This is a genomic window from Streptomyces sp. NPDC012474, from assembly GCF_042955185.1.
GTDB lineage: Bacteria > Actinomycetota > Actinomycetes > Streptomycetales > Streptomycetaceae > Streptomyces > Streptomyces cahuitamycinicus.
The window spans coordinates 1-17,782 of the sequence record NZ_JBIBEP010000040.1 but is presented as its reverse complement, the minus strand read 5'-3'; the positions used below and the strand labels follow the sequence as shown (position 1 = coordinate 17,782).

Sequence of the window (17,782 nt, the reverse complement as noted above, 5' to 3'; positions counted from 1 at the left end):
ATGAAGGCGCTTTCCTCGTGAGCGAGCCCGTTGTCCATGGCGCCAGCCTAGAAGGCAGGCAAGAGGACCCTGCCGACTCACCGGACAGGCCCTAGTGACATGGCCGTTGGCGTCGGCCAGTCTTAAGCCATCGGAACGCAACACCCCGCAAAACGGGTGGAGCGGGAGAAGTGTCGCAGAGCAGATAAACTACGGAGGAACCCGTCATGTCCCGGATCGTCGCCGCAGCACTCGTCACCGCCGCACTTCTGACGGCGACCGGAATCTCTGGTGCCGCTGCGGGTCCACTGTCGACGGGCACTCAGCGCACGGCGGCCGGCGATGGGTTCGGCTGGGGCGACAAACCTCGCAAGCACGCCGCTGGCGATGGATTCGGCTGGGGTGGCTCCCGCGATGACAGCGCCTCCCTGCGACACCTCTGATCGAGCGCGCACGGGCCACGGCAGTCACGCGGAGATGTCATGCACATGATCACTGTGCGGTTGGTTAGCCCTCGCGAGAAGCCTGTCCCGGACAAGCTCACTGACCTGTTCACCTCCCACTTCGTTCCAGCAGATCACATCGAGCACCTCTGGACCCGAGCCGACCGAGGTCAGATCGACTTGGTTCTCTTCCTCCTAGCGGAGTGTGAGGCCGAGGCGCTTCTCACCGCCCGCGCCGCCTGCCTGAGAGCACTCGCGAGCACACAACTCCGGGGCTGGCGACTCTCAGATGACCTGCACTTCACCGACAAGAGATTTGACGGCTGCGGCGACCTCGACGAGTGACGCCCTTGCGATAAGTGGCCCCTGCCACTTCCCTCCGCTCCGGCCAACGCGTCGGCCACACCCCACGAACATCAGCAGAGAGGACACAGCCATGCTCGAAACGGCCGAGAGCGAGCCGGCCGCAGCGCTGGAACGGACTACCGAGCGCCGCCACATCGACACCTTCCACGTCCCTGACGCCGTCACGAGCCTGGACTTCTCCCTTCCCGGGGTACGGCTTGAGACGACGAACACGACTGACGGCGACCGTACCTACGGCGTGGCCCGCATCATCCGCATAACCAACGGCCCTGGCATCACTGACTACGTCACGCACGAGAAGGACTTCGCCTACTCCACCTTCGGCATCCACGTCGGCCAGGACGACCGGCTCACCTTCTTCGGCGACGGCCAGCGCATCAGCGTGCACCTGATCGACTGTCGTGAGGACTCCCCTCAGCTCGGCGATGAGATCACCATCAACATGACGGTGTCTCCTGACCGAGTGCTGATCATCCCCAAGGGCGTCGCCCACACGCTCGACGGACTCGGCGGTGTGGTCACACGCGACGAACCGGTCTGGTACGCAGATCAGAATCCGGACTGGGAACCGGACAACGACCTCATCTCCTTCCTGCGCACAGCCCCGACCGCACCAGTCGTGCAAACCAACCGCCATGAACTGCCGGTCTCCGCGCACATGCTGCTCTCTCGCATGTCCCAGCGGACCAACCAACAGGTCCGTGGCGCTTATGCCGCCCGCTTCCGGGTGTCCATCGGTGGCAAGAAGACGTACGCGACGATCAGACCCAACTGGCGAGCGGCGGAGAGCGAACCGAACGAACACGCGATGACCGGCCGGAACAACTTCGTGCTGACCGGACCGGAATCCTTCACCGTTGTCCCCTCGACGGACAGCTGCACGTCCGACGTTCTGGAGATGGAGCTCAGCAGCGACGGCCCCTTCGTCCGACACGAGTACTCCAGCCGCCGGCTCACCTGGCTGGGTGGCAGCACGGACGCCCAGATCGAGATCGTCGACGCTGACGGCTGCCACACCACAGTGCAACTCGGCGATCCCACCATCGGTGCCCGTATCCCCCCCGGCACCTGGTACCGGCTGACCGGAAACGGCCGCATCTGGCTGCGCTCCGAGATGGAGCTCCTGGACCTTCCCTACGGGCCGGAGCACCAGCTCGGACGAGACGCCACAACAGCGGCTCCCTCCGAAGTCGGCCCCAGCAGACTCGAGCAGGAAAGCGACCGCTACCTGCCCGGCGCCACCCTGCATGCGCTGGCGCGCATGGAGGCTAAGGCGATCTCTCTCACCCACCGCTGAAAGGAAACCACCATGTCCATCACCATCACCGAGACCACGGCCTGGAAGAACGACCTCAACACCATGATCGACGAGGTCGCGGACCCCGCCGCCCGGGCGGCTCTGGACAGCCTCCGCTCGGCTCTCGAGCCCTACTTCGAGACGCCGGAGTACTTCCGCAGCGTCCTCGGCAAGATCTCGAAGTCGGTGATCGACGCCGGCGTCGAGGAGGAGATCACCTCTCGCGCCTTCGGCAGCGTCGAGGAGTTCCAGGCTGCTCTTCCGGAGGGCGTCACGGTCAGCACCCTTCAGTAAGTCCTCTGCACTCGGGGGCGGGCGCGCCTATGAGGTGCGCCCGCCCCCGCAAGCGTCCAGGAAGGATCCAAGTCGTGCCTGCTCTCCCCAAGCCGCATGTGATCATGACCAAGACCCGGGCCACGGGGCACGACTCCGGCCTTCCGGGTGCACGGCATATCCGGTCCTCGCGCAACGACCGGCCCTACCACTACATGGTGCACAGCCAGCACTTCGCGTATGAGGAGTACGCCCTTCACCTCGGCCAGTACGACAGGCTGTCCTTCTACGGGGACGTCGGCGCCCGGCCCGTCAAGGTGCACATGTACGACTGCCGTGAGAACTCGCTGGAGTACGACCGCAAGCTGGAAGTCGACGTGCCGGCAGACGGATCGAGCGTCCTGGCGATCCCTCCGGGATACGCGCACTGGTTCGAGGATCTCGGCGGCGTGACGACCAGGAACGACTACTCCATCCTCGGCCCCGCAGACCCGTCCTCATCCTGGAATCCCCTCGAGGACAACGCCACCTACTCCGTGGACTCCATGCGGATCTCACGCCCGAAGACCATCGCCAACTCGGTCGAACTGCCCACCCAGGCCCAATTCCTGATCTCCAGGGCAGTGTCCCAGAGCTGGCGAGGAGGAGCTACAGAACGAGGGATCGTTGCCACGACCACGATAAACGGCCAACTCCACCGCTACTTCCTGGACGCGGACCTCACCAGCCAGCATCCCGAACTGCCGACTTCGCAACTTGCCACCGTGACAGCTGAGATCGGTTCCTACCAGCACATCCGCGACGACTCGTTCGGCATCGGCTCCAACATCAGCAGCGGTCTGGCCGACACCATGGTCTTGGACATCCCCACCGCATGGCCGGACGTTTTCAGCAGCCACCCCAACCTCACCCTGAAGCTGTCTGCGCTGCTGTACGACAATCCCGAGATGGAACTCCACCTGATCGACCGGCGCTCCGACTCCCCCACCTTCGGGGACGAACAGATCCTCCCCTTCCCCCGTGACCCGCGCGTGGTGCTCACTATCGCGCCCGGAGTGCTGATGCGAGTCCGCGGCACAGGCACCCTTCACTACCGGGTCGAGTACGAAGTGCACGGCTCGCAAGGCACAAAGATGCCGAGGCTGTTCGAACCGGTCTCCTCCGCCGCGTTACTTCCCACCTATGACGCTCCAGGCACCCCGCTTGGCGACGACATCGTTCGAGAGCTGGCCTACCGATGACCTCCACCACGCAACAGCCCCAAGAACAGACCACCCGCTTCAACGCACCCCGCTGGCTCGGGCTGTTGCTCGTGGTGCTGGCAGCGCTCGTGCTGGCTCGCTCACTGAGCGAGGGCATCTACGACATCGCCTTCGCTAACCTCGCCTTAGACCTGACCGGCGCCGTCAGCACCGTCGGCCTGGTGTACTGCGTGGGGTACGGCGTCGAAGTCGTCGCCTCGATCGTGGCTGGCCCTTTGCTGGACCGCGGCAACCCCAAGAGCGTTCTCGTCGTCTCCTACCTGGTCAAGATCGGCGTCTTCGCCCTCATCGGTCTGGGATCTTCGTTCCTGTCTTCCCACCTGTGGGCGATCGTTGTCGCCGCAGCTGCAGTGGATCTCGTGCATCACATCGGTGAGATGGCGCTGTTCGTGCTTCTCCCCAGGCTCCTCGACGCCAAGACCCTGGTACGGGTGCAGGGCATTTCCGGCAGTGTGCGTTCAGCCAGCGAGCTCATCTCCCCCGTCGTGGCCGGTGGAATCATCGTTCTGCTCCCCGGCTCTAAGGGGCTCCTCGCCGCCGCCGGTCTGCAGGTCCTCGCCCTGGTCCTCTTCATCGCCTTCATCGCCGTCGTATCCCGACGCCCGGCTATCCCCAACGAGGACACCGTTGCGGGCAGCGAGCCCGGCGCAGATGCCGGCTCTTCAGCCGAGCCCGTCTCCCGGCGCACGGTCGCCAAGACCATCGTGGCAAGTCGCGCATGGCGGCGGTTCGCCGTGTTTCACAGCCTGTCGGTGCTCGCCCTTTCCACGGTGATCCTGTCCCTGCTCTCCCTCATGAGGGACACCCTGGACATGTCCGCGGCCCGCGCCGGATCGTTCCTGGCATGCTCCACCGTCGGAGCCATCATCGGCGGCCTGATCGTTGCCAAAGCCGGTCCCGACGGCATCTACCCCAGCATGCGGTGGTCACCAGCAGTCGCCGGCAGCGGTGCACTGATCGCAGCGTTCCTCGGCCAGTCGCAAGGGCTCCTCGCCGCCGGATTGATCCTTTTCGGCCTCGGCTTCACCGTCTACCTGAGGTCCGCCGGCCTCGTCGTCCAACTGCGTGCGCCCTCAGCCATCCTCGGTACCTGGGACGGGCTGCTCGACGCTGTTATCCGCGTCGTCTCCGCCGCTGCCATCCTGGCCACAGGGTTCCTCTTCGACCAGGTCGGAGGACGGCCTGTGTACCTGGTTCTTGGAGCCCTGCTCTTCCTGGTGGCCGGGCTCTGGTCCAGCTTCGGCAAGCAGGACAGGGACGGCCTGGGCACCACGCCCCTGCACGCCGCGCCATCCCGTTCTTGACCTGCAGGCCGCTCGCAACTGCAACCGGTTCATTCCGCTACACCGCACAGTCACTGGCACCGCGAGGGCCGGATTCCCACATCTGGGAACCGGCCCTCGCGGTCTGCAGACCGGCGAACCCGTCCCTCGTGGTCATCGACACCCAGCCCGTGCGCGCGGCCGCGGGTGTCCCGAAGACCACGACGGGACTGGACGCGAACAAGAGGACGCCGGGGCGCAAGCGGGGGGGCTGGCCGTCGACGTGCTGGAGCTGATCATCGGCGTCGTCGTCTTGGCCGCCTCCTCCCACGACAATGCCGCCGGCACCGCCCTGCTCGACCAGGCGGCCGAGCGGTGCGGGATGCGCCTGGAGAAGGCCCTGGTGAACCAGGGCTTCAAGGACGAAGTCATCATCCACGGCGCTCTGCTGGACATCACCGTCGAGGTCGTGCGCCGCAACCCGGCCGACCAGCGGGGCGGGTCTGCTGCAGTCGTCGAGGGCGGTCGTCTCGCCCTACGACACCTCGGCCCGCCACGCGCGGCACGGACACATCCTCAGCTGGATGGGGTTCGCCGCTCATCTGACCGAGATGTGTGCTGCCGACGGCCCCAACGTGATCACGGATGTCGCCACCACCGCGGCCACCACCCACGACAGTCAGGTCCTGCCCGGCGTCCACAACCGCCTCGCCCGACGCGGCCTGCTGTCCGCCGAGCACCTGGTCGACGCTGGCTACACCTCTCTGCCCCACCTGGAACAGGCCGCCCGTGAACACCAGGTCACCGTCTCCGGTCCGCTGAAGAGTAACCCCACCCGCCAGCACCGCCGAGGCGAGGGCTTCGCCCGGGACGACTTCCATATCGACTTCGATCGTCACCTGTCCCCAGGGGCAGGTCAGCGCGGGCTGGCACGGCCCCTACCCGACCTCCTCACCCACCGCGGCCCCGCTGATCGTGGCAGGTACACCAAGAGCCAGTGTCAGCCCTGCCCGGCTCGCGCTCAGCACGTCCCGACAGCCATCGCCGTCACCATCGAGCGCCTCAGCGGACTACCACCAGCCGTGGAAGCCCCCACGCCCCGTCAGCCGACTTCCTTCCAGAGGTACCTCGACCAACGGAAGACTCCTCGCCTGAAGTCCTGGCGAACCCTGGGTAGTTGATCTCGACGGCTCCAAGATCCCCGACAGATTCAACCTGAGACAGCCGCATAGTCGGGACGGGTGTCCACGTCCAGGACCAGGCCGCCGGGGCAGTACGCGAGGGCCTGGCCGTCGGCGTCGAGGCCGATCACCCGTTCTCGAAGTGCGGGTCCGTGCCGCCCGCTGGCACTCCTGCCGGGCCGCCTTCCGCGCGCAGCCTGCTCGGCAGCGGCGGAAGCTGGGGTGGTGTGGGTGATCTCGTGTTCGGTCATGCCCGCAGCCTCGGAGGCCGGGCCTTGACAGAGTCCGCGTTTCCACCGCGGCAGGCTGGCCGGTGAACGTGGTCGGCGCCGGGTCCGGGGAGGCGGCGGGCGCCGGATAGAGCTCCGCGGGCTTGTTCAGCAAGTGTGCGTACGCCTCACGTTCGAGGCCGCGCGGCTCGGTCGTCTTCGTGACCGAATTCCCAGCCGGACACAGTCGCCCGGCGCACCCTCAGCGCGGCGGCCACCGCGTCCAGCGCAGCCCGCGAGTATGACGCCGCCACTTGCGCTCCTGCGCCGGCGGGAGCGGGGAACGGGACGCGGCCAGCACGTCGACAACGTCAACAACGCATACAGCTCACGTAGATACCGCGTACGTCATTCGCTCGAAGGCCCCCCTCTGTACGCGAGGGTCCAGTGCAGGTCTCCCGAGTCTGGGCAGGCCTGCCATGACCTGAGCAGCCCGGTTGCTGCCAGTTGGTCAAGCAAAGTGGGCAGTTCCACGAGCGGAACGCCACAGGCCCGCGCCATCTGGTCGAACTCGCCCAGGCCGCTGCCTTCTTGCGGATCCGCGTGCGCCGCGAGGTAGGCGCTCGCCAGTTGCGGCAACGGTCCGATTACCTTTGCTGTCGAGGAGGAGCTGACGCGCAGCGCCCAGTCCGCGGCACGCATCCGATCGGGGCGGGCCGGGGCTTGGCCTAGCAGCGCGGCGTCAAGTAGCTCGACAACGACCTCGTTGGCCGCGTTACCGGGGATGATGCGCAGCCATCGCGCGTGCTCCAGCTCGCGCCATGGGTCCTGGACGGCGTTGAGGCGGAGGCTGCGCAGCACGCCATTGGGCAGCCGGACGTGCATTCTGATGTTCACGCGGAGCGCGCACTGCAGCGCGAGCAGGCGCGCGGCGGCCGAAGTGCTGGCTGGAAGGGCAGCGGCCAGGTAGCTGAGGATTTCACGTACCCGGGTCTGTTCGCCGGGCCCCTTGGGACAGCGTCTGCGCCGCCGGGCGGTTGTCGGGTGCAGCGGTACGTGGGCGAGGACGGTGTCGGGCACTACGGCGGCCTGTGCTGTCGCTGCGGCGCAGGCGCTGCAGGCGTCGGCGAGCCGCCATAGTCGTCCGCCGTGTTCGCGTGCAAGAAGGAGGCGGATGGGGCCGGCGCAGCCGCGGTGGCGGGGATGCCAGTGGCAGCCGCGTTCATGACATTGGCAGATCCGTAGATGCTGGGGACGAAGATCGCCTCGTGCGTGCCGTGCGAGGTGGGCGAGGGCAGCCGCGCGGGCGGAGGCTGCGGTGATCTGCCCGCTGCCGTGCGGGCATTGCCGGCATACGAGAGCAAGCCCGCCGGCCTGCGAGCGCAGTTCCACGGTCCAGGCGCGTGGTGTCGTCGGACATGCTGGGCGCAGCCTCATGGGCGCGTGTTCCTCCTTGTCACGTCCGCGCCGGTCCCGTACTTGGGCGGGGCGGCCGCTAACCGTAGTGCAGACCTCTGCCCTGTTGTGGGCGTCGCCACCTAAATAGGGCAGAGGTATGCACTGGCAGTGCAGGGGTCTGCACCGTCGGATGGGCGGGTGACGATCTTGCCGCCCGATCCGGACCTCACGGCGCTGCGGTTCGAACTCGCGCGCCTGCGGGCCGCGCGCGGGTGGAGCTATGACGAGCTTGCCTCCCGCAGCGGCCTGGCCAGACGCACCGTCATCGAGATCGAGCAGGGCCGCACCATCGGCACGCTGAAGACCTGGCACGCCCTCGCCCACGCCCTGGACACCCCGCTCGACGAGCTCTTCAGCACCCTGTGCCGCGGGCACGACCTGCCCGGCCCGGCCCGGGACTGACCCCGCGCCCGAGTGCCTGTCGCAGATCACCCGAACCGGCGAGACCCGCCCGAACACGCAGTCAAGCATTCGCACGCCAGTCGCACCGGATGGGGCTGACCGGGCGATCCGGCAGAGCTGCTGCCGCGGATCCGGCGTGTTGGCTGACAGGTTCGCCCGCATGCGCTCCACACCTCCTCCCCCGGCCCGGCGCTGGGACGGCAGCCCTCTCACCCACCGCGTGCGCCGTTCCCTGCATGTCTCTCCCGACGGCGTCAGCCGGCTGCTGCGCTGCGGCCAGGGCGACCGGTGCCGCGAGTGCGGCAACCGGATCGAGTGGTACCACCGCGGCACTCAGCGGCCCGTCCGCCTCCATCCGCACGAACTTCCGGCCGCCCGGGTGCCCGCCGCGTGCCGCTGGCACGTCAGCTCCGGTGTCGCCTACCCCGGTGGAGACGACAGCAGCTGGTGCCGCCTGCCGCACGCCGTCGTCTGTCCCGCCCGCGACACTCCCCCGACCCCGTCCGAGCTGACCGGGCTGCGCCGGTCGCTTGCCGTGAACACCCGCCGTCTCATCGACGCCGGCGCCTTCACTCCTCCCCCGGCCTCCCCGGGCAGCCCGGCACCCCAACGGAAGAACTCGGCAGCCTGCCGCCCGGCCCGCCCCGTCGTGCGGCTGCTGTACGTGCGCTACCTCGCCGCCCGCCCGGTCGACGAGATCCAGTGCATCGCCCAGACCCGGCGCCGCCACCGCTGCACCAGCACCCTGCTCTCCCCCGATGCCCCGGCCGGCACCTGGAAGCTGGTCCCGGCCACCGTGACGAGCGGGCAGCTGGCCCTGCCCGCCGCGGTCATGGCCGTCTACGACCTCAGCGCCATCCCGTACGCCGAGCAGCTGCGCTGGCGCGCCCAGCGCTGCCCGCAGCACGCCGCCAGCCCCACGGCCGCCGACCTGGCAGTGGCCGACTGGGAACCCTTCGACCCTCTGCGCCACCACGAGCACATCCACAACCGCCTTCCCACCCACACCCGACGCCCAGGCCCCGCGGGCGGGGCACACGAGGCAGCCCACCCATGACGCCCTTCCATGCCGTCGAGCTCACCCTGCCCCGGCCCGCCACCCGCACCGAGCCCTGGCACGCCTGGGCAAGCGTCCGGCCGACCGCGAACACGGACCGTACCCGGCTGATGGCGGTGCAGAGCGAACAGCCCCGGCGGTGCCCTGCACGTGCCACGGCACCAACTGGGCACGCAGTCGCCGACCGGCCTGGCCACGCACTACCCCAACCGGCGCGGCCTGATCCTGCTCAACATCGCTCTCGGCCCCTTGAGCCGTTGCAGCCCTGGGCGGCGGCCGCAGGATGTGCTCAGCGGGTGCGTTGCCGGGGACCTTGCCCAGCATGATCAGGAAGCGCTCGGCGCCCGGACCGGCTTGCGGGCTTGCTCGCCCACCCCACTGTCGAGGAAGTCCTGGTCTGCACGGCCCGAATCCTGCTCAGCCGGCATCACCACTGCATCCCAGCAGCGGTGTGAGCTCATCCCGGGCACTGAAGCTTGCCGGGACGGCAGCTAACACCGCAGACCTCTCTCATCGCCTTTCCCCTTTCGATTTTTTCTTCTCTTTCGCGGAGTTCTTGTTGCACACGCCTACCGACGAACAGGCGCACGCTGCCGACGTCTTCCGGGCCGGTCACCATCTCGTCCTGCAGGCTGGCGCCGGGACGGGGAAGACCAGCACGCTCGGCCTCCTCGCGGCCGGAACCCTCCGTCGCGGCCGCTACCTCGCCTTCAACAAGAGCATCGCCCAGGATGCCGCCGGTCGCTTCCCCCGCACGGTGCTGTGCAAGACCGCCCATGCCACAGCCTTCGCTTCCGTCGGTCACCGCTACACCCGCCGGCTCAACAGCCCCCGCCAACCCGCATGGAAGACCGGCCAGGCACTCGGCATCACGCGTCCGGTCCGCATCGGCGCTCACGAGATCGGCCCCCGCGCGCTCTCCCACACCGTGCTGCGCACCGTCACCCGCTACTGCCACTCCGCCGACCGCACCCTGACCCGCCACCACGTGCCACCCCTGCGCGGCCTGGACACACCCGGCGACCATGCCCGACTCGCCGACGCGGTACTGCCGTTCGCAACCAATGCCTGGGCCGACCTGCACAACCCCGACCAGGGCATGGTCCGTTTCGAACACGACCACTACCTGAAAATGTGGGCCCTCACCGCACCCATCATCGAAGCCGACTTCCTCTTCCTCGACGAGGCCCAGGACACCAACCCGGTCCTCGAGGAGGTCTTCGCCACCCAGCGCGACCACGCCCAGCTCGTCATGGTCGGCGACTCCGCCCAGGCCATCTACGGCTGGCGCGGCGCCCGGGACGTCATGACCGGCTTCGACGCCACCCCTCTCACCCTGACCCGCTCCTTCCGCTTCGGCCCCCTGATCGCCGAAGAAGCTAACCGGTGGCTCACCCTCGCCGACGCCCCCATCCGCCGGACCGGCAGCGACACGATCACAACCGACATCGGCAGCCTCGAGCGGCCGGACGCGGTGCTGTGCCGCACCAACATCGGCGCCATGGCCGAAGTCATGCGCCTGCTCGCCGCCGGCCACCGCGTCGCCCTCACCCGCGGAGGACAGCAGCTGGCCGCACTCGCGCTCGCGGCCCGCGACCTCAAAGACGGCCGCCGCACCTCCCACCCCGAACTCGTGCTCTTCGCCTCCTGGGGCGAACTGCAGGACTACGCCGCCCACGACCCCGCAGGACGCGACCTCCAGCCCTTCGTGGACCTCGTCGACACCCACGGACCCGACGCCATCCTCACCGCCGTCGACCAGCTCACCGACGAACAGCACGCCGACGTCACCGTCTCCACCGCCCACACCGCCAAAGGACGCGAATGGCCCACCGTTAAAATCGCCGACGACTTCCCCCCGCCCAAGGACACCGACCAGCACGACGCCCAAGGACGCCCCATCCCGGAACCCGTCAGCGACACCGACGCCCGCCTCGCCTACGTCGCCGTCACCCGCGCCCGCCACCACCTCGACCTCGGCGGCCTCTCATGGATCAACACCCACCCCGCCCCGCACCAAGCGCGGGCTGAAGCCCGCACAACGGGTAGCGCCATGACCTGCGCGGGGCTAACGCCCGGCTCCCCGCCGAGCAGCAGGCCCACCGGGCCAAAGGAGGCCACACGATGACATTCACGTCTGCGGAGCGAGAGGCGATCGCCGCCCACTCTGCTGCTCTGGGCTTGTCCGCTGATGAGTACATTCGTCAGACGGCAGCCGACCGGGCCCTGTCCTGGCAACGCGAGCGGGAAACCTTCCACGCGATGGCACAGCGACGCGGCTGCACCGCCGACGAGCTCGTGCATCGCGGAACCCTCACCGACAACAGCCACTAACTCGAGTAAGACTGCGGACCTGCTCGAATGCGCATTGTTCACCATGGTCCGGGGGGACACCGGGTTAAGCACCACAGCGCCTGCTGGCACAGCCGGGTGAAGCCGGGCCGTGCCAGCAGGTCTTTGGCCATTGCTGGGGTGCCGGATGCTGTTCCCTGACAAGGCGTCCCAGTCGGGTTCGCCGGTTACGTCGGCTCGGCCTGGACCTGCTGCAGCAGGCGTTCCCAGGTGCCGTCGGCGGACCACAACCGGTGGCGTTTCTCCCGTCACCATCCAACCGGTTGTCGCTGACCGGCAGGAACGGCTGAAGCCGTTCCCACTCCGCATCCGTCGGGTCACAGGGCCCGACGACCAAGGTCTGATCTTTTCCTGCTTCCAAAGTGACCTGGCAAAGGGCTTCGAGGCGGTACAGCACCGGCTCCAGGGCGAGGCCATGGCCAAGTAGACACTCACCACGGGAGGCGGCTACTTCTTCGTTCCGCCACCGGGCGATGCCTGGCTCAGTGCGCTCAATAAGAACTGACACACCAGGATGGCGTCCCGCTTGATGGTGTAGGCGATCAAGGTGTGGGGGTGCGCGGGCGTATGCCCGGGGCGTGCATCCGGTGGTGGCCTCTGCGACCTGCTCATAAGGCAGGCCACCGTGCAACTCTCCCTGGTGAACTGCCCGTTCAACCGTGGAGGTGCCCGATGGCCTTGTCCCAGTCTGACCTACAACGCCTGCTGGAGTCACTACGTACGGCGGACGGGGTGGAGCTCGTGCGGCATATCGCGGAGCGGATGCTGCAGGAGTTGATCGAGGCCGAGCTCAGCGGCCGGATCGGCGCCCAGTGGAACGAGCACACCGAGGACCGCACCAACTTCCGCAACGGTCACCGCGACAAGACCCTGACCAGCCAGGCCGGCGACCTGGACCTGGCCATCCCCAAGCTCCGCAGCGGGACCTTCTTCCCCAGCCTGCTGGAACGTCGGCGCCGCATCGACCAGGCTCTCTACGCGGTCATCATGGAAGCATACGTGCACGACGTCTCCACCCGCGCCGTCGACGACCTGGTCAAGGCACTCGGCGCGGACAGCGGCATCTCCAAGAGCGAAGTCTCACGCATCTGCGGCGACCTGGACGAAGAGCTCAGCATCTTCCGTGACCGGCCGCTGGATCACACTCGCTTCCCCTACATCTATCTCGACGCGACCTACTGCAAGGTGCGCGTGAACCACCGGATCGTCTCCCAGGCCGTCATCATCGCCACGGGCATCACCGAGGACGGCGGCCGTGAAGTCCTGGGCATCACGGTCGGAGACACCGAGAGCGAGGTCTCCTGGAGCGAATTCCTGCGCTCGTTGCGGGCACGCGGTCTGAACGGGGTCCGCCTGGTCATCTCCGACAGTCACAGCGGCCTGGTCGCTGCGATCCGCAAGGTCATGCTCGGCGCCACCTGGCAGAGGTGCCGGGTCCATTTCCTGCGGAACGTGTTCTCGGTGATCCCCAAGGGGTCCGGTGAAATGGTTGCGGCGACCATCCGCACGATCTTCATCCAGCCGAACGCCGATGCCGTCTATCACCAGCTCGATCAGGTCGCCGACATGCTCGGCCAGCAGTTTCCCAAGGTCAAACAGATGCTTCTCGACGCAAAGGAGGACCTCACCGCCTTCGCGGGCTTCCCCGCCGCCCACTGGAAGAAGATCCAATCATCGAATCCACTGGAGCGAATCAACCGCGAGATCAAGCGCCGCACCGACGTCGTCCAGGTCTTCCCCAACCCAGCCGCCCTCAAGCGGCTGGTCACCGCGGTGCTCAGCGAGATGCATGACGAGTGGATCGCGTTCCCCCGCCGCTACCTCTCCGAAGGCAGCATGGCCGCCGTCTACGCCGGCGAAAGCGCCGGGAACACCACCCACGAGCTCCCCAACACCCCAAACACCACCTCCGGTTGATCGCCTACACCATCAAGCGGGACGCCATCGCGGCGCGGCTGCGGGCTTTGCGAACCGTCCAGGCGCCGGCGGTGACGACGAGGGTGGCGCAGAGGCTGCCAAGGAACTCGGGCAGAGCCTGAGAGAACAGGCCGATCACGAAGACGCTCCATCAGTGTGCGAACTTCCGCGCTGACGGGGCGGCTTTCCGCAACGGGCATCGGCCGCTCCAATGATCTTGCGATCACCAGGCGGTTCACCCGCTCGGATTGGCTAGGGCGGGTCAGCACGTTGCGTGCCCTCCGGCGGTCACGAGCCGCCTGTCGGGCGCGGTCCCGACGAGAGCTGAGGGCAGACTCCCACGGAGGGGGAGCCGAGATGGATAACTCTCACCGAATCGGGGTGTGGGTTGCGTCACGGGTCGAGGGGCCGTGCCGATCATGGCGGGCCTCCCTCCGAACGCGAAAAGTGTCAACCGACTTCAATCTAATCCGCCGACCCGCTCACGGACGGAAACTGTCGTGACCGCCGCCCCATACGACCACAGTTGCGCGTACGCGGCGATCTATGGGATGCAGAGCTACCCGAAATGCGCCTTCTATCGAAACAGTTGCCTCTTCGTAGCTGTTGCCGCGATAGGGTTACTGGAATCTTCAGTGATGGCGCAGGTGATCTGCCAGCCGTACGGGTCGAAGAGATGATAGACGAGAATTCTTTCGCTGGGGTTGCGCTTGGACATGGCCTGAGCGAATCGGTCCGCATCGATATGCTGTGCGGGTTCGTTGGCCTGTTCGGTGTAATGCTGTGCCAGCGTCTGAGGCGTTGCAAGCCAGACAGGGATTTCAGTCGCTGGCGAGCTTGCGATCATTTCTATAGCAGCTGGCGCTGCTTGCCATCCCGCCCCAATAAGGGCTTCGCAATGTTCGGCAGCCCGCACTGACGGAAGAGTGCCGATCGCGCTCGCTGTGCTCGCTTCAGGGCTCGCACCGGACCCTCGTACCACAGTGGAGGCCAATGGCCACTGCAGGTCTTCCGTGGCAGCAACGAGCGCTCGCCCTTCTTTCATCTGGATGGGGAAGAAACGTACGAACTCCTGTGTCGCGGTATGCAGGGTTTCAACGAAGCGCGCCAAGTCCAGTGTTCTTTCCGTCAGCCCGGGATCTTGACGCAGGCGGACCTCGTAGATTCCTGCGAGGGATGCCGTTTTGGTTCGTGCTGGCCGAGCGGATTGTGTGGGAAATTCTTGCAAGTGGTCGAGCACAAGCCGGGCTGACGGCCACCGTGCTTCAGCGAGATCTGAGCACAGAGCCACTATGCGGTCGGCGGAAATCGTGTTGAGCTCATCAGCGGAGGGCAAGGCCTTCACCTTCTGTTGAGGGACAGAGAAGGTGGCCGCCGGATCCTGTTTGGGCGGCCACCTTCGAGATCAGGAAGTCACGGCGCTGGCACGAAGAAGACCTTCGCCCCTTGCACTATACCTTCCACGAGGTTTTCGTTGCCTTCCCATAGATCATCACTGATCATGAATGAGGGGTACACCGGCTGTCCCAGAGGAAGCTTCGCCTGAAGAATCACCCCAGGCAAATCGCTTCGCCCTTCAGCAGCACCACGCGCGTACTGCAGGGCTGTCTGCTTTGAGGTCGTCCAGGAGGTGTAGATGCTGTTGGTATTACCGTCATGGTGGGTCCTCATGCTGGCGGAGCCGCCACGAGGTACTGCGATACCTCGCGAAGCGTTGTCGAAAGCTGGACTCTCTACAGATACACCTCGGTAGAGGTAGTTGAAGCCAGCTTCCTCCGGGATGGAGTCCAGGGAGAAGGCACCTCCGCCGCGGAACGCCGGGTCATCTGCGTGTGCCGCTCCAGGACCGTACTTCTGGGGCGAAGTCCGGAAGAACTTGCCTTTCAGCCAGCTGAATGCCGGGCCAAACAGGCTGCTGCTGCCGCCGCCGACCGCGCCGATCAGCAGGTCTGCTGCGGTGGTAGGGCGGCAGAATGCCTCGTTGACGGTGTGCGCGTAGCCGGCGCCCACCGCAGCATTGACCGCTGTGGAGGTGGCCAGGGCGCGCCCGCCGGTGAGGCCGAGAGAGCGGGCGGCGGCATTGCCCGCGCCAGGCATCAGAGCGCCGCCGATGCCGCCGACGAGTGCTCCCTTGCCGGCTGCCTTGCCGAAGTCGCCCCAGCTGAAGCCACCGTTGCGGTGCTGCCAGCCGTAGATGCCTCCTTCGATGGCGCCGCCGATGACGGCTCCGATGCCGGCGCTGATGCAGAGGGGGCAACGGCCGGAGGGATCCGACTGGTTAAGGGGGTCGTTGTTGGCGTAGGCATACGGGGACTGGTTGGGACTGTCGTTGGCAGGATGCTCGGGATCCGGTGAGGCGAAGCGTCTGTTGCCGGGGTCGTAGCTGCGTTCACGCAGAGCCAGTCGGCCGGACAGCACAGGGTCCTTGTACTGCCCGGTGTATCCGAAGATGCTCGTTTGGCCGTCGGTGGTGCTGGCCTTACCGGTGGAGACGCCCCAGGCACTGTAGGTGTAGGTGTGGTGTTCCTTGCCGGCCGCGTCGTAGACCGCGCTGACGGAGTTCTGCCGGTCGTGGCGCATGTAGAAGGTGCCGGTGCTGCGGTTTTGGGATTCGGCGATGCCTTCGGGGTTGTACTGGTAGTCGGCGATAAGGGCACCAGCGCTGCCGGTGTCGGTGGCGATCTGGGCCAGGGGGTTGATCACGTCCCAGCGGGAGGTGCGGGACAGGGCGCCGTTCTTGTTGGTGACGGTGCGGTTGCCGTCGGCATCGTTGACGAAGGTGTAGCTGTCTGCCCCCAGCGTTGCGGTTTTCAGGCGGCCGAGCGGGTCGTAGGCGTAAGTGCCTGCCGCGTCTTTGGTGAGATTGCCGTCGGCGTCGTAGGTGAAGTCGACCGTGGCGGTGCCCTCGACGCGCTTGGTGAGCTGATCGGCCGCGTCGTAGCTGTTGGTGCGGGTGCGGGTGCTGGTGGGGGTGGAGGAGGTAGTGAGGTTGCCGGTCTTGTCGTAGTCGTAGGTGCTGCCGGTTGTTCCGCTCAGGCATGAAGCTGTGGTGGAGGTGTCCGTGCATGCTCGGCTCATTCGGCCGGCGGCGTCGTAGGCGTAGCGGTCTGCGAGCCCGGTTGTCGTGGAGTCCTTGAAGAAGTCCTTGACTACGCGGCCGGCGTCGTCGCGTTCAACGTGGCGGGCGCCGGTGCCCTGTGTGACTGAGGCCAGACGGCCCGCCCGGTCGTAGGTCCGTGCCTCGGTGACTGCGGCAGTGGTGGGGAGTTTGACGGAGGTGAGGTTGGCTGCCGCGTCCCACCCGTAGCTGGTCGTTTTCCCGCCGGCGGTCTGGCTGAGCATGCGGCCGTCGTCGTCGTAGGCGTAGGTGATGGCCCGGCCGTCAGGGTAGGTGCGGCTCTTGACCGACCCGTTGCTGTTGTATGCGTACTTGAACGGGTTGGTCACACCCGGCGAGGTGATGGTGAGCGGCCGTCCTTCGTCGTCGTAGGTGACCGTTCGGGTGCCGGTGCCATCCTTGATCGTCTTGGGCTGTGCGGTGGCGTCGTAGGTGTAGCTGACGCTGGGCGTGCCGTCTGAGTACGAGGTCGATGTCGGCAGGTTGCGCGCATCGTAGGTGTGCGTGACGCTCTGCCCACGGGCGTTAGTGAGTTTCGTCCGGTTGCCGTCGGGGTCGTACCCGTACGAGGTAGCGCGGCCTAGTGGGTCGGTGATCTTGGTGAGGTGGCTTGCATTGTCGTAGGCGTAGGTGGTGGTGTGCCCGTTGGCGTCTTTACGGGACGTCAGGTTGCCAAGTATGTCGTAGTCGAGGGCGGTGATGCCGCCGTCTGGGGCGGTGACCTTGGTCAGTTGCCCCCGTGTGTCGTACTCGTAGGCGGTCTTCTTGCCTAGAGCGTCGGCGCGTTCGACGAGGCGGCCATCGCCGTCGTAGGCGTTAGTGAAGGTTTTGACCCCGAAGGGGTCGGTCTGGCTCAGGCTATGGCCGGCCGCATCGTATGCGGTTTTCCACGTGTACTGGGCCGGGTCGGCTCCTGAGACGTTGCCGCGCGGCTCGATGGTGGTGGCCAGTCGGCCGTTGTCGTCGTAGGCGTAGGTTGTCTTGCTGCCCAGCGGCGTCGTCTCGGAGGCGAGGTTGCCGTTGTCGTCGTAGGTGTAGGTGACCGTCTTGCCACCACGGTCCGTGGTGGTGAGGAGTTGATTACCTGCGTTGTAGGTGTTGACGGTCGAGCCGCCTAGGGCCTGTCCGATGGGTCAGGTAACCCGCCTGTCGGCCGGTCGTTCTATCCGGTGTGGGGCGGGGTGATCTTTCTGATGACGAGTGGGC

At 66.8% G+C, this 17,782-nt stretch carries 16 protein-coding genes and 2 pseudogenes; 12 read left to right on the top strand and 6 right to left on the bottom strand.

The window, feature by feature from the left end; genetic code table 11:
* The first annotated feature begins 461 nt into the window (after nt 1–461).
* The 7 genes and pseudogenes from ACFY9S_RS40095 (at nt 462) to ACFY9S_RS40065 (ending at nt 6,063) form a co-directional block, all read left to right on the top strand.
* Nucleotides 462–767 carry a hypothetical protein gene (locus ACFY9S_RS40095; RefSeq protein ID WP_391138995.1) on the top strand — a complete coding sequence of 102 codons (306 nt, stop codon included), beginning with the start codon at nt 462–464 and terminating at the stop codon, nt 765–767.
* A 91-nt stretch (nt 768–858) separates the two neighbouring features.
* The gene (locus tag ACFY9S_RS40090; RefSeq protein ID WP_391138993.1) at nt 859–2,085 is read left to right on the top strand and encodes a hypothetical protein; all 1,227 of its coding nucleotides are present in this window, start codon (nt 859–861) and stop codon (nt 2,083–2,085) included.
* 12 nt (nt 2,086–2,097) lie between these two features.
* The gene (locus tag ACFY9S_RS40085; RefSeq protein WP_391138991.1) at nt 2,098–2,379 is read left to right on the top strand and encodes a hypothetical protein; all 282 of its coding nucleotides are present in this window, start codon (nt 2,098–2,100) and stop codon (nt 2,377–2,379) included.
* Between the two features lie 74 nt (nt 2,380–2,453).
* A complete protein-coding gene (locus tag ACFY9S_RS40080) occupies nt 2,454–3,599 on the top strand; it encodes a hypothetical protein (protein ID WP_391138989.1) in 1,146 nt (381 codons plus the stop codon).
* Nucleotides 3,596–4,924, top strand: coding sequence for an MFS transporter (locus ACFY9S_RS40075; protein ID WP_391138988.1), 1,329 nt, complete (start codon nt 3,596–3,598; stop codon nt 4,922–4,924). Before ACFY9S_RS40080 ends, ACFY9S_RS40075 begins: the two co-directional genes overlap by 4 nt.
* Before the next feature lie 107 nt (nt 4,925–5,031).
* Nucleotides 5,032–5,384: pseudogene (locus ACFY9S_RS40070) on the top strand (transposase); the annotation flags it as partial.
* 82 nt (nt 5,385–5,466) lie between these two features.
* Nucleotides 5,467–6,063 (top strand): transposase, encoded by a 597-nt coding sequence (locus tag ACFY9S_RS40065; protein ID WP_391138986.1) that lies wholly within the window; start codon nt 5,467–5,469, stop codon nt 6,061–6,063.
* 29 nt (nt 6,064–6,092) lie between these two features.
* Here the strand turns inward: ACFY9S_RS40065 and ACFY9S_RS40060 are convergent, their stop codons facing one another.
* Nucleotides 6,093–6,314, bottom strand: a complete 222-nt coding sequence (locus tag ACFY9S_RS40060) for a hypothetical protein (RefSeq protein ID WP_391138984.1) — start codon at nt 6,312–6,314, stop codon at nt 6,093–6,095.
* Nucleotides 6,315–6,680: 366 nt separating this feature from the next.
* Nucleotides 6,681–7,352, bottom strand: a complete 672-nt coding sequence (locus ACFY9S_RS40055; RefSeq protein WP_391138982.1) for a hypothetical protein — start codon at nt 7,350–7,352, stop codon at nt 6,681–6,683.
* Between the two features lie 516 nt (nt 7,353–7,868).
* On the opposite strand from ACFY9S_RS40055, the gene ACFY9S_RS40050 reads away from it, so the two are divergent.
* The 5 genes from ACFY9S_RS40050 (at nt 7,869) to ACFY9S_RS40030 (ending at nt 13,458) form a co-directional block, all read left to right on the top strand.
* On the top strand, nt 7,869–8,132 hold the full coding sequence (locus tag ACFY9S_RS40050) for a helix-turn-helix domain-containing protein (RefSeq protein ID WP_391138980.1): 264 nt from the start codon (nt 7,869–7,871) through the stop codon (nt 8,130–8,132).
* A 160-nt stretch (nt 8,133–8,292) separates the two neighbouring features.
* On the top strand, nt 8,293–9,189 hold the full coding sequence (locus tag ACFY9S_RS40045; RefSeq protein WP_391138978.1) for a DUF6083 domain-containing protein: 897 nt from the start codon (nt 8,293–8,295) through the stop codon (nt 9,187–9,189).
* Between the two features lie 559 nt (nt 9,190–9,748).
* Nucleotides 9,749–11,317 carry a UvrD-helicase domain-containing protein gene (locus tag ACFY9S_RS40040; RefSeq protein ID WP_391138996.1) on the top strand — a complete coding sequence of 523 codons (1,569 nt, stop codon included), beginning with the start codon at nt 9,749–9,751 and terminating at the stop codon, nt 11,315–11,317.
* Entirely contained in the window at nt 11,314–11,523 is a 210-nt protein-coding gene (locus tag ACFY9S_RS40035; protein ID WP_390747176.1) for a hypothetical protein, read from the top strand. The genes ACFY9S_RS40040 and ACFY9S_RS40035 overlap by 4 nt, the downstream gene beginning before the upstream one ends.
* Before the next feature lie 690 nt (nt 11,524–12,213).
* Nucleotides 12,214–13,458, top strand: a complete 1,245-nt coding sequence (locus ACFY9S_RS40030) for an IS256 family transposase (protein WP_391138976.1) — start codon at nt 12,214–12,216, stop codon at nt 13,456–13,458.
* Between the two features lie 4 nt (nt 13,459–13,462).
* On the opposite strand, the gene ACFY9S_RS40025 is transcribed toward ACFY9S_RS40030, so the two are convergent.
* The 4 genes and pseudogenes from ACFY9S_RS40025 to ACFY9S_RS40010 all read right to left on the bottom strand — a co-directional run.
* A complete protein-coding gene (locus tag ACFY9S_RS40025) occupies nt 13,463–13,597 on the bottom strand; it encodes a hypothetical protein (protein WP_391138974.1) in 135 nt (44 codons plus the stop codon).
* A 438-nt stretch (nt 13,598–14,035) separates the two neighbouring features.
* Nucleotides 14,036–14,569, bottom strand: coding sequence for a hypothetical protein (locus ACFY9S_RS40020; RefSeq protein WP_391138972.1), 534 nt, complete (start codon nt 14,567–14,569; stop codon nt 14,036–14,038).
* A gap of 302 nt (nt 14,570–14,871) precedes the next feature.
* Nucleotides 14,872–16,905: an RHS repeat-associated core domain-containing protein gene (locus ACFY9S_RS40015; RefSeq protein ID WP_391138970.1), complete on the bottom strand. Its 2,034-nt coding sequence runs from the start codon at nt 16,903–16,905 to the stop codon at nt 14,872–14,874.
* A gap of 132 nt (nt 16,906–17,037) precedes the next feature.
* Nucleotides 17,038–17,706 (bottom strand): annotated as a pseudogene (locus ACFY9S_RS40010) (RHS repeat protein); the annotation flags it as partial.
* Nucleotides 17,707–17,782 lie beyond the last annotated feature (76 nt).

Excerpts from the sequence above, each read along its gene's own strand:
- ACFY9S_RS40095 (WP_391138995.1), top strand. The coding sequence starts at position 462 with ATGCACATGATCACTGTGCGGTTGGTTAGCCCTCGCGAGAAGCCTGTC.
- ACFY9S_RS40090 (WP_391138993.1), top strand. The coding sequence starts at position 859 with ATGCTCGAAACGGCCGAGAGCGAGCCGGCCGCAGCGCTGGAACGGACT.
- ACFY9S_RS40085 (WP_391138991.1), top strand. The coding sequence starts at position 2,098 with ATGTCCATCACCATCACCGAGACCACGGCCTGGAAGAACGACCTCAAC.
- ACFY9S_RS40075 (WP_391138988.1), top strand. The coding sequence starts at position 3,596 with ATGACCTCCACCACGCAACAGCCCCAAGAACAGACCACCCGCTTCAAC.
- ACFY9S_RS40065 (WP_391138986.1), top strand. The coding sequence starts at position 5,467 with ATGGGGTTCGCCGCTCATCTGACCGAGATGTGTGCTGCCGACGGCCCC.
- ACFY9S_RS40060 (WP_391138984.1), bottom strand. The coding sequence starts at position 6,314 with ATGACCGAACACGAGATCACCCACACCACCCCAGCTTCCGCCGCTGCC.
- ACFY9S_RS40045 (WP_391138978.1), top strand. The coding sequence starts at position 8,293 with ATGCGCTCCACACCTCCTCCCCCGGCCCGGCGCTGGGACGGCAGCCCT.
- ACFY9S_RS40035 (WP_390747176.1), top strand. The coding sequence starts at position 11,314 with ATGACATTCACGTCTGCGGAGCGAGAGGCGATCGCCGCCCACTCTGCT.
- ACFY9S_RS40030 (WP_391138976.1), top strand. The coding sequence starts at position 12,214 with ATGGCCTTGTCCCAGTCTGACCTACAACGCCTGCTGGAGTCACTACGT.